Source organism: Blautia sp. 1001283B150304_161114_C9 (assembly GCF_015668165.1).
Lineage (GTDB): Bacteria > Bacillota > Clostridia > Lachnospirales > Lachnospiraceae > Blautia_A > Blautia_A wexlerae.
The window spans coordinates 32,505-46,278 of the sequence record NZ_JADPGO010000030.1; the positions used below are offsets into that span (position 1 = coordinate 32,505).

Sequence of the window (13,774 nt, forward strand, 5' to 3'; positions counted from 1 at the left end):
TTTTCATGTAAATTAGTTGGCTACTTTTACCATACTGTGGCGGACTACGAAATCCTTGTAGGTGTAACCCTTCTGGAATTCTTCTACCACAATATTCTCACCGGCTTCTTCATCCTCCACATGCATTACTGCGTTGTGGAAGTTCGGATCAAATTCCTTACCCACTGCTTCAATCGGTTTCACGCCCAGCTCATCTAATGTGGTGATCAGCTGTTTGTAGATCATCTTCATGCCATCTGCAAAAGAATCTCCTTCAGGTGCCTGTGCAAGACCTCTCTCGAAGTTATCCACAACCGGAAGCATTTTCTCAACTATGTCCTTGGCTCCGATGATATACATGCTGGATTTCTCTTTCTCCGTTCTCTTACGGAAGTTATCGAATTCAGCCATGTTTCGTTTCAGCCTGTCTGTAAGTTCTTCAATCTGCTGTTCAAATTTATCTTTTTCTTTTTTCTTCTTGCCGAAGAAAGAAGTTTTTGATTTGCTGTCTTTCTTGTCATCCTGGGAAGCTTCCTCGTCTCCGTCCTCTACCGGGATTTCCTCTGTTTCTGCTTCGCCGTTCTCTACAACTTCAGGTTCATTCTCAACAGTTTCTTCTGTTACCGGAGTATCTGTTGTCTCTTCTTCCTGAGCTGTGTTCTTTGTTTCTTCTGACACTCTCTATTACCGCCTTTCTAACTCTCTTTCTTAATCAGTTCGTCCAGCTGGACTTTCAAAGCCTTCAGGCTGTCAACTACGTTTGCATAATCCATACGCTTGGGACCGATGATACCGATGGTACCATGCATTCCTTTTCCAAGTTCGTAAGTGGCTGTGACTACACTGCAGTCTTTCATGGTCTGCACCGGCATCTCATCACCAATGTACACCTGAATTCCTGTGTTCTCTGTATCAGACATTCTCTCTTTCACCAGGTCTACCAGATCCTGCTTCTCTTCAAATGCTGAAATCAGCTCGCTCGCTTTGCTTGTGTCTGCAAGCTCCGGATACTTGAAAATGTTGGTTGCTCCTGAAGTATATATCTGCATATCGTCTTCGTCTACCTGGATGGTGTCTGCCACTGCATCAAGGACTGTGCCAACCACAGAGCCATGTACACCTGCCTGTTCTTTCAGGCGGGCAATCATTCCCAGGTTGATATCCTGAATGGGCACCCCATTTAAGTTGGTGTTAAGAAGAAGATTTAATTTCAGGATTGTCTGATCGTCCATCTCCTCATCCAGATTGATGATCTGGTTTCGGATGACATTGTTATCACTCACTACTACTGCCACAAGCTGAAGGGGTGTCACACGGGAAAGCTGGATGAATTTAATCTTGCTTCCGCTGTACTGTGGAACAGAGATCATTGTTGCATAGTTGGTATTGGAGGCAAGTACCTTCGCTACCTGTTTCAACATCTTATCCAGTTTGTCGGTTTTCTCGATCATGAGATCTTTGATTTCCTGAACCTCTGATTCCTTTTCTCTCATCAGCTCGTCTACGTAGAGGCGATAACCTTTATCAGAAGGAATTCTTCCGGCTGAGGTGTGGGGCTGTACGATATATCCCATATCTGTCAGGTCTGACATCTCATTCCGGATGGTGGCAGAGCTTACATTTAAATCTGCAAACTTGGAAATGGTCCGGGAACCCACCGGTTCGCCTGTTTCCATGTAGGTTTTGATGATGGCTTTTAGTATTTTCTTTTTACGATCATCTAATTCCTGATCCATGAAGTTCCACTCCTTTACTGCCTTTGTTTTTGGTTTGTTAGCACTCATGTTTTAGGAGTGCTAACACCTTATGCTCATAAGATAGCACTCTTGATTTGGTTTGTCAATATTATTTTGTGAATTTTTTGTTATTTTATGAACAATAGGGGTTATTAAGATTATGTTATAGAAAGGGACGCGGGGAGAAATTATTAATATTGCGTGCGGTTTCGGACGCTAAGAGATACTAAGTCTGCAGAAATCTGCTAAAGGCATGAGCCGGCTTATCAAACTCGCTCCGTCGCAGACTCCGCTCAGACAGGTGATGCAGCCGGCTCATAACGCAGATTTCTGCAGACTAAGTATCTCTAAGCATCCTGCAAATGCACACAATATTAATAATTTCTCCCCGCTGGCTGTTCAGGACGATCATATAGGCGGGGCTCTCGCCTTGGAGGCGAATCGCCTCTTCTATAGCAATCCTCGTAAATAATGCATTTAAGGCAGTTCAGCAGAGTGCAAAAGGCAATGAAGATATCTGACGCAGGATTTCACACTCTGATGGGCTGGATTAAGAAACATTATTTGTCTAAAGTATCCAGGTTCTTTTTCAGGTCGATCATTTTATCGCGGAGTTCGGCGGCCTGTTCAAAGTTGAGGTCTGCGGCTGCGGCACGCATTTGTTTTTCTACCTGGGCGATGAGTTTGGTGAGTTCTTTGCGGGTCATGGACTCTGGGTCTTTCTGGAGTCGGACTTCGGTTTCAGCTACTGCTTTGGATACGGCTATAAGGTCGCGGACTGCTTTTTTGATAGTAGTCGGAGTAATTCCGTGTTCTTTGTTATAGGCTTCCTGGATGGTTCGGCGGCGGTTGGTTTCGGTGATGGCTTTGTGCATGGAATCGGTCATGTTGTCTGCGTACATGATTACATGGCCTTCACTGTTTCGGGCAGCTCGTCCGATGGTCTGGATGAGGGAGGTTTCGGAACGGAGGAAACCTTCTTTGTCTGCATCCAGGATTGCTACCAAGGTGATCTCCGGGATGTCCAGGCCTTCTCGAAGGAGGTTGATTCCTACCAGTACATCAAAGACATCCAGACGCATATCACGGATAATGCGGGCACGTTCTAAGGTATCGATATCGGAATGGAGATAACGGACTCTGATTCCTACTTCTTTCATATATTCTGTCAGGTCTTCTGCCATTCGTTTGGTGAGAGTGGTAATCAGGATTTTGTGTTTCTTTGACACTTCTTTGTTTACTTCTCCGATCAGATCATCGATCTGGCCTTCAATAGGGCGGACTTCTACTTTCGGATCCAGAAGTCCGGTTGGACGGATGATCTGTTCTGCACGGAGAAGTTCATGATCATACTCATATTGTCCCGGAGTGGCAGATACAAACATGACCTGATCCAGTTTGGATTCGAATTCCTCGAAGCTTAAGGGGCGGTTATCTTTGGCTGAAGGAAGCCGGAATCCGTAGTCTACCAGTGTCTGCTTCCTGCTCTGGTCACCGGCGTACATTCCTCCTACCTGAGGTACTGTGATATGAGATTCATCTATAATAAGTAAGAAGTCATCTCCAAAATAGTCCAGCAGTGTGTATGGCGGCTGTCCGGGCTTTAATCCTGACAGATGTCTGGAATAATTTTCGATTCCTGAACAGAATCCGGTTTCTTTCATCATTTCAATGTCGAAATTGGTGCGTTCTGAGATTCGCTGGGCTTCCAGAAGCTTGTCTTCGCTTTTGAAATACTCTACACGTTCTTTTAATTCTTCTTCTATTGCTACAGCTGCTCTCTGGATCTGTTCTGCTGGCACTACATAGTGGGATGCAGGGAAGATGCTGATATGAGAACGCTGGCATTTGATTTCTCCTGTCAGTACATCAATTTCTGAAATACGGTCGATCTCATCTCCGAAAAATTCTACTCTCACAGCTGTATCGGAGCTGTTGGCAGGAAAAATTTCCAAAGTATCTCCACGGACACGGAAGGTGCTTCGGTGGAAGTCCATCTCATTTCTGGTGTACTGAATGTCGATCAGTTCCCGGATTACCTCATCCCGGTCTTTGGTCATTCCCGGACGCAGAGAGATCATCATGTCAAAGAATTCCTGAGGGGAACCCAATCCGTAGATACAAGAAACGGAGGAAATGACCACTACGTCTTTCCGCTCTGACATCGCGGCTGTGGCAGAGAGACGGAGTTTGTCAATCTCGTCATTGATGGAGGAGTCTTTGGCAATATAGGTGTCTGAAGACGGGACATAAGCCTCCGGCTGATAGTAGTCATAATAGGAGACAAAATATTCCACTGCGTTCTCAGGGAAGAATTCTTTCATCTCACCGTAAAGCTGCGCCGCGAGAGTTTTGTTGTGGGCGAGGATGAGGGTTGGTTTGTTTAGCTGGGCGATGACGTTCGCCATGGTAAATGTCTTGCCGGAACCGGTGACACCCAGTAAAGTTTCGAACTGGTTGCCTTCTTTAAAGCCTCTGACCAGACGTTCAATTGCCTGAGGCTGATCTCCAGTTGGCTTGTACTCGGAATGCAATTCAAAATGATCCATAATATTCTCCTGTTTTAATCAAATTTCACTTATCAAAAATTGAAATATGTTTAATATGGTTATATTTTCAGTATATCATCCCATATAAAAAAAGTACAGAGCAAGCGAATACCTGTTCTGTACTTTAACGTGTCGCGTTACTGTTCACTCTGGCTGCCTAAAACCGAACAAATAGTCTTCTCAACTTTTTCTGCATCAACAGGCTTTGCAATATGTCCGTTCATTCCTTTTGCCAGTGCCTTTTTTCTGTCTTCCTCAAAGGCATTGGCTGTCATGGCTATGATTGGAATAGTGGCTTTGTCTTTATCTGACAGTCCGCGGATCATCTCAGTTGCCCTGTAGCCGTCCATGTTCGGCATCTGGATATCCATAAGGATCAGGTCATAGGTGCCTGCCGGTTTCTGTTCTATCCTTGACACACATTGAACTCCATCCTCAACACGGTCAACTATAAGTCCCATATCCTCCAGGATAAACTCTGCGATTTCTGCATTCAGATCATTATCCTCTGCAAGCAAAATATGTTTTCCGCTGATCCTGGTTTCATCCATATCTGAAAATTTTTCCGTAGCCCGTTCATAGTAACTCTTATCAGCAATCCTGTATTCCAGGGTAACTGTAAATTTACTTCCTTCTCCCTGCTTACTTTCTACTTCAATAGTTCCGTACATCATATCAATATACTTCTTTATGATCGGCATTCCCAGACCTGTTCCCGCAATCTTTCCGTCTGTTGTATTTCGTTCCCTGGCAAAAGCCTCAAAGAGAGATGGAAGGAATTCTTCGCTCATTCCGATACCTGTATCAATTACCTGAGTCCGTATCCGCACATAGTCTTTCCTGTCACAGTCAAGCTCTGTGATCCTTATGGTAACTCTTCCCCCTGAAGCTGTATATTTTACCGCATTACTGATCAGATTGAGGAAAATTTCCTTGTTCTTCGTCTCATCGCAGATTACGTGCTCATGCTTGACATCGTATTCCATCTTAAGGTGAATACATTTTTTCTCCGCTTCCGCCTGGAAAATTTTGTAAATTCCCTGATAAATATCTCTGATTTTCACATAATCTTCATCCAGTTCCACCTTACCGCTTTCAATCCGGGCCATGTCCAGCACATTATTGATAATAGACAGAAGCAGATTTCCGGACTGTTCCATCTTCTCCTGATAATCCAGAAGTTTCGGATCAGTCAGTTCCCTTTTTATCAGCTCACTGTATCCCAGCAGGGCATTCATGGGTGTCCGGATATCGTGAGACATATTGAAAAGGAAATCTGATTTGGCGGCATTGGCCTTTTCTGCCTGAATCTGGGCTTTTCTCGCTTGTATCAGCAGATAAACTATAATCCACACAATAATCAAGACCACACTTACAAACCAAATGGAAACTACCCACAGATTATCCTTTATGTATTCTGCCAGAGTAACCTTGCCAGGTGCGTTTTCATATACGCAAAACTGACTGGAAAGTCTGGAATCAGGCAGAGTCTGAATGGTTTTGTTCAGGATATTCATTAATGTTGTGTTTTCCCTGGTGACCGCAAAGCAGGAAGCGCCGGATTTCGTAAGAAAAATACTGCGCATTTTGCTGTCCTCCAGTGTCTTTAATGACTGTCCTGCCTTCGCAACAAAGCAGTCTGCCTCTCCACTTTGAACTGCTTTATCGGCCTCAGCAGATGAGTCATATTCCTTTATTTTCCAGAAAGGATAGTTAAAAGAAATATACCACTTCCCCAGCAGGTTATTCCTGCTCACTGCTACTGTATTCTCTTTATTTTCATCAAACTTCTTAACACCGGTGAGTACTGCAACATTGACTTCAAAAACAGTATTTGACAATATAACATCGTTTTGCTCAGCTTCATATGGATTCTGATTCATATGAAAAATCATATCAATCCTGCTATCCTTTAATGCCTGCAGTTCTTCCTCCTGAGAATCAAAGCCTGTCAACTGAAATTCTATGTTTTTTTCTCCCAGACAGCCAGAAGCCAGACTAATATAATCGTTAATAATTCCTACCGGTTTCTCTGACTCCGTATCCACAAGGCTGATACCCACATCATTTTTCAGATATCCAATCCGGACCGCCCCATGCTGTTCCAGCCAGTTCTGCTCCTCATCCGTAAGAGTTTCAAGGGAATTTGCGGAGAGATACCTTTTATAAAGATCGTCTTTATAAAAAGGATTCTCCCTCTCTATCTTCTGCATTACCTGATCCAGCTCTTCTTTCAGATCCGGGCGTTTTTTGCTGACTGCAAAATAGTTATAGGAGCCACCAATCAGAATAGCTGGTGAAATATCGTCTCTTTCCCACTGTGGAGATTCATTTAAAACAAATCCGTCAATTTCATGATTTTTCAATTTCTGACGAATATCATCTGCACCGGTAATATCAACCTGCTGCGTGTTCACTCCATGACTTTTCTCCCACTCATGGAACATTTCGGCAGGAAGTGCATTCGGCAGCATACCGATTCTTTTTCCATTTAATGTAGTCAGATCTGAAGTGGAGATATCTGTATTAGAAGTATCCACATACAGGTAATATTTATCCTCTCCCATAGGCAATTCTGAAAAAAGCATGGAAGTGGAACGTTCCTCTGTATAGGAAATGCCTCCCAGCAGATCGATCTGTCCATTTTTCAGCATACTCATCAGTTCTGCCCAGCTTCCCTCCACATATTCATATTTCCATCCGGTATGCGCAGCTACTGCCTGCTGGTATTCGTAGCTGTAGCCTCTCCTCTGACCGTCTGCTTCTGTGGTATTATAAGTTCCCTCATACCAGCCTACTCTGACTGTTTTGGATTTTGCTTCCTCTGCTGATACAGGAAGGGGAAGCACAGTAATATATAAAATAAGGCATAATAAAATGCAGATATGTCTCTGTACATTTAACTTAAACTTTTTCATATAACTTTCTCCAAATGATTTTGTGTCTGTCCGGTGAAGATATCTCAACAGATTATTGCCTTTTTCATTTACTTCACCCGAGTTATGGAAACATGTATCATGCTTCTGCAGATATCATACCTTATTTTCCGTCATTGCAACAGCCCTATATTTATTTTTTATACTCATTTTTCAGTTTTCAGATAATCTTTCCCTGCCAAAATTCAATGCCTATAGCAATTCCATAAAATAATGCAATCAAGACAGTTCAGCAGTGTGCGAAGGACAAGAAAGATACCTGCAGGATAATTTTTTTATTTCAAGGCAGAGAAAAGAGATTCAGCAGTGGCATAATCATTTGTACGCAAAGTATTAAAGTTACTATTTATTTGAATTTCGTATACAGAAAAAAGCAGCCCACTGTGTCCGTTGCTATCCGCGACCTGGAAATTGAATTCGGCATCAGCCTTTTTTATAGAAAAGGAAACAGACTGATCCTTACTGAAGAAGGCGAAGAGCTTTATAACAAAGCCACTTACATTCTTCAATACTGCAACGAGCTTCAAGCAGATTACTCCAGTATGGCGAGAGTGAAGCCTCCTCTTCGTATTGGGATCCCGCCTATGCTGAGCACCGTCTTTTTCCCTGAGCTTCTCACCGCATTTCACCGGCGATATTCGGAAATTGCTGTTGTTCTGAAGGAATATGGCTCTGTCCATGCCTGCAATCTGGTACAGGATGACACTCTGGATCTGGCTCTGGTAAATATGGAACAGTATAATATTGATAAGTTTAACAAGGCTCTACTATGAAAGCAGTAATACAAAAGTAGTAACTGTGACATCTGATGGTGTAATCAAAGCTATGAGAAAGGGAAACTGTAAGATATGGGTATATGCACAGAATGGTGTATATAAAGTGATTACAGTTACAGTAAAATAATTTTTATGTGCGCATCAGTTTTACGGCTGATGCGCATATTTTTATGACCACATGAGGTCATGCATATTGGAGTCAGACTCCACGAAATACCGATATGTTCAAACACACTCCAAAAGATAGTCAAATGAATAGTTTGATATCAGAAATCCATTGCAGATTGTCCAGAGATACCATAACGATTGAGCTCCGAAAAATATATATAAAAATTTTATATATGTATTGACATTGTGGTAGCATCGAAGTATAGTATATGTAAAATTTATATATATAAATATTTTACATATATACCAGGAGGTGATTCTATGTATTTTCCGGTATCAGCATTATTGATTGAATATATGATACTGTCAGTGGTAGAAAGCAGGGATTCTTATGGCTATGAGATCAGTCAGACAGTGAAGAAGGCTGCTGACATTAAAGAATCTACGCTCTATCCCATATTGAAGAAGTTACAAATTGCAGGATATCTGACTACCTATTCGCAGGAGTATCAGGGAAGAAAGAGAAAATACTATTCCCTTACAGAAGAAGGCAAGGCACAGATTGCATATCTGAGCAATGAATGGCAAATCTACAAAGACACTGTAGATGGGATTATTGAAGGGAGGATAAGAGGTTGAGCAAAGAGGAATATTTAAACCAGCTGCATAAATATCTGCGGAAGCTTCCGAGACAGGACTATGAAGATGCAATGGAATATTTTACCGAGTATTTTCAGGAGACAGATGAGGAAGGAGCAGAAGAACTGATGAAAGAACTTGGTACGCCGAAGGAGGCTGCCAGAGAACTGATGGCGAATCTTCTGAATAAGAAAATAGAAGATCATCAGAATTATGAAACAGATGGACAGACCAGAGCAGAACAGAAAGGTTCCGGAAAACATGTGGTATGGATAGCGCTATTGGTATTATTTGCAGCACCGGTAGGAGCTCCGCTTCTGGCAGCGTTTGCTGCAGTCGTTCTTGCATTAGTTGTGTGTGTATTTGCAATTTTGTTATGTGTAGTTTTATTTACGGCATGTCTGGTGCTTATTGGCGGGAAAATCCTTATCCGCGGTATACTGGCAGTTCCGTTTTCTATGAGCGGTTTTGCAATGCTTACAGGAAGTGGGCTGTTGGCTGTGGGCGCTGGCATCCTTGGTGTACTGTTGTGCGTATATCTATGTAAATGGAGCAGCATGCTGATTGCGAAGCTGGTACGCCGGATCACAGGCAGAAAGAGAGAGAGGTTAGAACGATGAAAAGATGGGCAAAGGCATGGCTTGCAGTAGGAGTCGGATGCTGTGTATGTGGTGCAGCTTTGACGGGCATCGGTGTTGCGAGCGGTGGAAGTAAATATGTGAAATCAGCAGATTTAAACAAAATGGATGGAGCTGCAAAAAAAAGCGATAATGAGATGGTTCTTGAGAAAACAAAGCTTGATGATTTCGACTCAGCAGACATCTCCATGACAGATATGAATTTGCAAGTAGTCAGTTCAGATGATCAGTACTGTTATATTTCTTATCGGGCATCCGATCAGAAAAAGGATCCGATCAGTTATCAGGTAAAGGATGGTAAATTAAGGATTCAGGAAAATAACAATGATGGGAAGACTTATTATCATGTTGATATCGGATTTTTGTCGGGTCTTTTGGGTGAAGGAACACTTACTACAGATGAAAATGTGGTAACAATTTACGTGCCGGAAGGTCAGAAATGGAAGCTTGCAGATATTAAATCGGATATGAGCAATATATTGCTGAATGGATGCGAAATCGAAAATGGAGCCGTTCAGACGGATTCAGGAGATGTATTTTTTAAAAATTGCGATTTCAATAATCTGAAAGTGAAAACGGATATGGGTGATCTTTGTTTTATTGGTAAAGAAGACGTGATGCGCACATGGAACATACAGGTGAATACTGATATGGGAGATATCAATGTAGATGATGCGCTGACCGGTAAGATGGTGGAAGACCAGGATGACTGTGATCTTTCTTACACACAAAAAGGAACGGGCGGAAATCTGGTGATCCAGACTGACAGTGGAAATATAAGGCTGAAGTGCAGATAACGTTACTGTTTACTTCAGTTATGATACAGGGAATTCTTGGTGCATTCTGCGTCAGAGTGCCGGTATCTTACATTATGAGTATCCAGCCGAATATCTCTCTGTTCCATATCGGGCTGGCAACACCGATGTCCTCTATATTACAGTTGATTCTCTGTGTTGGATTTATGCTCTGGTTAAGAAAAAAAGGAATGCTGAATGATTTTTCAAACACACTCTAATACGCTCATTCTTTTTGACTGAAAAATTCTATCTAATCATAAAATATAAATAAACATATCAGGGTCAGAAGTTTCCAAAATCTCATCGTATAAACACGAATAATCTAAGAATCTTCTGACCCTGATATTTATTTGCGTTCTACAATATGATAGTAAGAACGCGCCGTCATAAGATAAATCAACCCATACACAACAGCAAAAATCAGAACTGTTCCCGCCGTACATCCAATAAACAGCTTCGTATTTGTCATTCCAAAGAGCAGGAGCATTCTTCGGATCATTGGAAATGCCATGGTAATATGAAGCATTGCCATTAACAGCGGGAGAAAAAATACCATCAGAATCTGTCTGCGGACAGAACTTCTGACCTCCCGGCGGCTTAATCCAACCTTCTGCATGATCTCAAATCGTTTCTGATCTTCATATCCTTCAGAAATCTGTTTATAATAAATAATCATAGCTGTTCCCATAAGGAAAAGAGAACCGAGAAGGATTCCGATAAACAAAAGAGAACCATTATCCGCATAATAGGACTCATATTCCTGCTGGCGGATTCCGGAAGTTATCCATGAGTTTTCTGACAGGCCTCCGTTTTTCTTCAAGTCTTTAACAACCTCCATTACCGGGGTTCCAAAATCAATCTTATCTGTCTCCGAACCGGTAATATCCAGACCAAGATGAAGTGTCAGATCCTCTCCCGCAGGAGCAGAAGAAACGCCTTTATACATTTCTGTACGCATCTCATCAAATTTCTTAAAATCTTCATCTGTAACAACCAGCACTGCATTATCACTGACTGCATCTTCGCCACAGGTCAGGGGATTCTTATCCAGCCATTTTTTCACTGTAAATTCTGTCTCATCAACAGTAACTGAATCTTTCTGCACAGCTGAAGGATACCATGCAAAAATTTCACCATCCTTAAGATTTGCAGAAATTCCTGTAAGTCTTTCATATTCTGCCTGATTCAAAAGAGAAAGTACCAGTACCGAATCAGAATTTCGAATAGTATTTGCTGGTTTTATCAGAATCTGATCACCGTTTTTGCTGCATACGATATCCAGATAGATTTCCTCCACAGACTTTTCTACCGGAACTTTATTATCCGCAATAGCTTTTTCAAAAGCCTCTATTGCGGTCTGACATTCATCTTCGCTTATGCTGGTAACAGACATATCAACATCATACGGATAGCGATTCAGCATAATATCATTCATTCCGAAATAAATGGAAACTGTCATGGAAATCATAAGCAGAACACCTGTACTTAGTATACAGATACTTGCCAGACCGATTGCGTTCTGCTTCATTCGATAAAGCATTCCCGATATGCTGATAAAATTTCCAGTCCTGTAATAAAAACTCTTTCTGCGTCGGAGAAACTTCAGAATCACAATACTTCCTGCGGTAAAAAGCAGATAAGTCCCTGCCATAACAAGAATAACAGCAAGAAGAAATATCGTAATTGCCTTGATTGGAGATTCAGTCGTAACCGCAAGGTAATAACCTGCGCCAAGGCAGATAAAACCAATCAATGCCATAAGCCATTTTGCTGCCGGTTCTTTTTCTCCGGTATTATTACCGCGAAGTAATTCTACCGGACGGCTTAAATGAATTTTCGCAAGGTTAAGAAACAGAATCATCAAAAATACGATGCCAAACATGAACAGACAGGTAAAAATCCCCTTTACTGAAATATAAAATCCAAGCACTGAAGGGATATGAAGCAGCTTTAACAGCAAAAGAAGTGCCAGCTTACTTCCAATAATTCCGGCTGCAATACCGCCGGCAAATGAACCTATTGAGGTAATGATCGTTTCAAGAAACATTACGATTCCAATGTGATTTCTTTCCAGTCCAAGAATATTATAAAGACCTATCTCTTTCTGCCTTCTCTTCATCAGAAAACTATTACTGTAGATCAGAAAAATAATACAGAAGATCTCTACGACTATCTCTCCTGTAAACACGATCATACGCACTTCATCCGCCTGACGCACTGCCTGATCCAGTGTCGGGCAGTCACGCAGAAATTCCATCATATAAATCATTGCAATACAGAAAATACAGGTGATTATGTATGGAATATATGTGCTTTTGTTGTTTCGGATATTCTGTTTTGCAAGTCCGGAAAAAATTCCCTTATGCATGCTGCTCACCACCTGTCGTAAGTATCGTAAGCGTATCCGCAATCATCTGATACATTTCCTGACGCGATTTACTGCCTTTGTATATCTGATGAAAAACTTCTCCGTCTTTGATGAAAAGAACTCTGGACGCATGGCTGGCTGCCTGTGCACTGTGTGTGACCATGAGGATTGTCTGTCCCTCTGCATTGATTTCACCAAATACGGAAAGAAGTGCTGATGCCGCCTTTGAATCAAGTGCGCCCGTCGGTTCATCCGCAAGAGTCAGTTTGGGATTCGTGATCAACGCCCTTGCAACAGCAGCACGTTGTTTCTGACCACCGGAAACTTCATATGGAAATTTATCCAGAAGCTCTGTGATCTTAAGAGCCTGCGCAATCGGGCGGATTTTCTGTTCCATCTCACGATAATCTTCTCCTGTAAGAACAAGTGGAAGATAAATATTATCTCTCAGGCTGAAGGTATCCAGCAGATTAAAATCCTGAAAAACAAATCCAAGATTTTTCCTTCGGAATGCTGATATTTCTTTTTCTGTAAGGTATACGATATTTTTTCCTTCCAGAAGAACCTCTCCGGATGTCGGACGATCCAGAGACGCAAGAATATTCAGCAAGGTTGTCTTACCGGAACCAGATTCCCCCATAATCGCGACAAACTCACCTTCCTCTACAGAAAATGTAACATTTGAAAGCGCCTGTACCTTGTTTCCCCGAAACGTGTACTGTATATTTTTTTGATATTTGTAACTTCAAGCAAAGCCATAAATGGGGCTCCTTTCTTTTAATTGATACCGTAAGTATAAGGATTTTTTACGGCTTCTGCCATCGAAACAGGTTACATTATATGAAAAAACCTTACATTTCTGTAAGGTTTCGTGTCACTTAAATATTAGCAGGTTTCCTCTAAAACGTGTAAAAAAACTCTAATACATATTCAAATCGTGAATTAAAAACTTTATCCTCACATGACTGAAGTCACGTGCTTCCAGACGCTTTAGGCGTCAGACTGAATATCGGCGGATACGCCTGTAACTTAGGTGCGCAGTTATGCGCATTTCCCATGCCGGATATGGCATGTTCCCACATTACAGGTAATCCACTGTATATCTGCCTGTATCTATGCTGCTTTTAAGCGTTCCATTTCTGAATGGAGTTTCCTCAGATCTGCATAGACGCATGAGGTTCTACGCTTTACAGGAGGGACTTTTGCCTCCAGTAAAGACCTTTCCGTTGCCGGAAGGGGTTTCAAAAG

General features: G+C 41.9%; 10 protein-coding genes and 1 pseudogene. 5 read left to right on the top strand and 6 right to left on the bottom strand.

The annotated features are described in order from the left end of the window. Window positions 1-12: 12 nt before the first annotated feature. From grpE to I4V44_RS13830, 4 genes are all read right to left on the bottom strand, one after another. Window positions 13-657: a nucleotide exchange factor GrpE gene (gene grpE, locus I4V44_RS13815; protein ID WP_022381213.1), complete on the bottom strand. Its 645-nt coding sequence runs from the start codon at window positions 655-657 to the stop codon at window positions 13-15. 17 nt (window positions 658-674) lie between these two features. Further along, window positions 675-1,715: a heat-inducible transcriptional repressor HrcA gene (hrcA, locus tag I4V44_RS13820; protein ID WP_026649526.1), complete on the bottom strand. Its 1,041-nt coding sequence runs from the start codon at window positions 1,713-1,715 to the stop codon at window positions 675-677. Window positions 1,716-2,275: 560 nt separating this feature from the next. Beyond that, a complete protein-coding gene (gene uvrB / locus I4V44_RS13825; protein WP_118566243.1) occupies window positions 2,276-4,264 on the bottom strand; it encodes an excinuclease ABC subunit UvrB in 1,989 nt (662 codons plus the stop codon). A 137-nt stretch (window positions 4,265-4,401) separates the two neighbouring features. Then, window positions 4,402-7,182, bottom strand: a complete 2,781-nt coding sequence (locus I4V44_RS13830; RefSeq protein ID WP_196002858.1) for an ATP-binding protein — start codon at window positions 7,180-7,182, stop codon at window positions 4,402-4,404. Window positions 7,183-7,583: 401 nt separating this feature from the next. On the opposite strand from I4V44_RS13830, the gene I4V44_RS13835 reads away from it, so the two are divergent. The 5 genes from I4V44_RS13835 (at window position 7,584) to I4V44_RS13855 (ending at window position 10,158) form a co-directional block, all read left to right on the top strand. Then, window positions 7,584-7,973: a LysR family transcriptional regulator gene (locus tag I4V44_RS13835; RefSeq protein WP_243099549.1), complete on the top strand. Its 390-nt coding sequence runs from the start codon at window positions 7,584-7,586 to the stop codon at window positions 7,971-7,973. 25 nt (window positions 7,974-7,998) lie between these two features. After that, window positions 7,999-8,103, top strand: coding sequence for a hypothetical protein (locus tag I4V44_RS18590; protein WP_173684801.1), 105 nt, complete (start codon window positions 7,999-8,001; stop codon window positions 8,101-8,103). A gap of 302 nt (window positions 8,104-8,405) precedes the next feature. Then, complete coding sequence (locus tag I4V44_RS13845) at window positions 8,406-8,723, top strand: PadR family transcriptional regulator (RefSeq protein ID WP_055153994.1); 318 nt, start codon at window positions 8,406-8,408, stop codon at window positions 8,721-8,723. Beyond that, on the top strand, window positions 8,720-9,343 hold the full coding sequence (locus I4V44_RS13850) for a DUF1700 domain-containing protein (protein WP_118409619.1): 624 nt from the start codon (window positions 8,720-8,722) through the stop codon (window positions 9,341-9,343). Before I4V44_RS13845 ends, I4V44_RS13850 begins: the two co-directional genes overlap by 4 nt. Beyond that, window positions 9,340-10,158, top strand: coding sequence for a DUF4097 family beta strand repeat-containing protein (locus I4V44_RS13855; RefSeq protein ID WP_182466108.1), 819 nt, complete (start codon window positions 9,340-9,342; stop codon window positions 10,156-10,158). The genes I4V44_RS13850 and I4V44_RS13855 overlap by 4 nt, the downstream gene beginning before the upstream one ends. A gap of 346 nt (window positions 10,159-10,504) precedes the next feature. Here the strand turns inward: I4V44_RS13855 and I4V44_RS13865 are convergent, their stop codons facing one another. Both I4V44_RS13865 and I4V44_RS13870 read right to left on the bottom strand, forming a co-directional pair. Then, window positions 10,505-12,526 carry an FtsX-like permease family protein gene (locus tag I4V44_RS13865; protein WP_118409616.1) on the bottom strand — a complete coding sequence of 674 codons (2,022 nt, stop codon included), beginning with the start codon at window positions 12,524-12,526 and terminating at the stop codon, window positions 10,505-10,507. Next, window positions 12,519-13,285: pseudogene (locus I4V44_RS13870) on the bottom strand (ABC transporter ATP-binding protein). Before I4V44_RS13870 ends, I4V44_RS13865 begins: the two are co-directional and overlap by 8 nt. Between the last annotated feature and the right edge of the window lie 489 nt (window positions 13,286-13,774).

Excerpts from the sequence above, each read along its gene's own strand:
- hrcA (WP_026649526.1), bottom strand. The coding sequence starts at position 1,715 with ATGGATCAGGAATTAGATGATCGTAAAAAGAAAATACTAAAAGCCATC.
- I4V44_RS13845 (WP_055153994.1), top strand. The coding sequence starts at position 8,406 with ATGTATTTTCCGGTATCAGCATTATTGATTGAATATATGATACTGTCA.
- I4V44_RS13865 (WP_118409616.1), bottom strand. The coding sequence starts at position 12,526 with ATGCATAAGGGAATTTTTTCCGGACTTGCAAAACAGAATATCCGAAAC.
- I4V44_RS13830 (WP_196002858.1), bottom strand. The coding sequence starts at position 7,182 with ATGAAAAAGTTTAAGTTAAATGTACAGAGACATATCTGCATTTTATTA.
- uvrB (WP_118566243.1), bottom strand. The coding sequence starts at position 4,264 with ATGGATCATTTTGAATTGCATTCCGAGTACAAGCCAACTGGAGATCAG.
- I4V44_RS13855 (WP_182466108.1), top strand. The coding sequence starts at position 9,340 with ATGAAAAGATGGGCAAAGGCATGGCTTGCAGTAGGAGTCGGATGCTGT.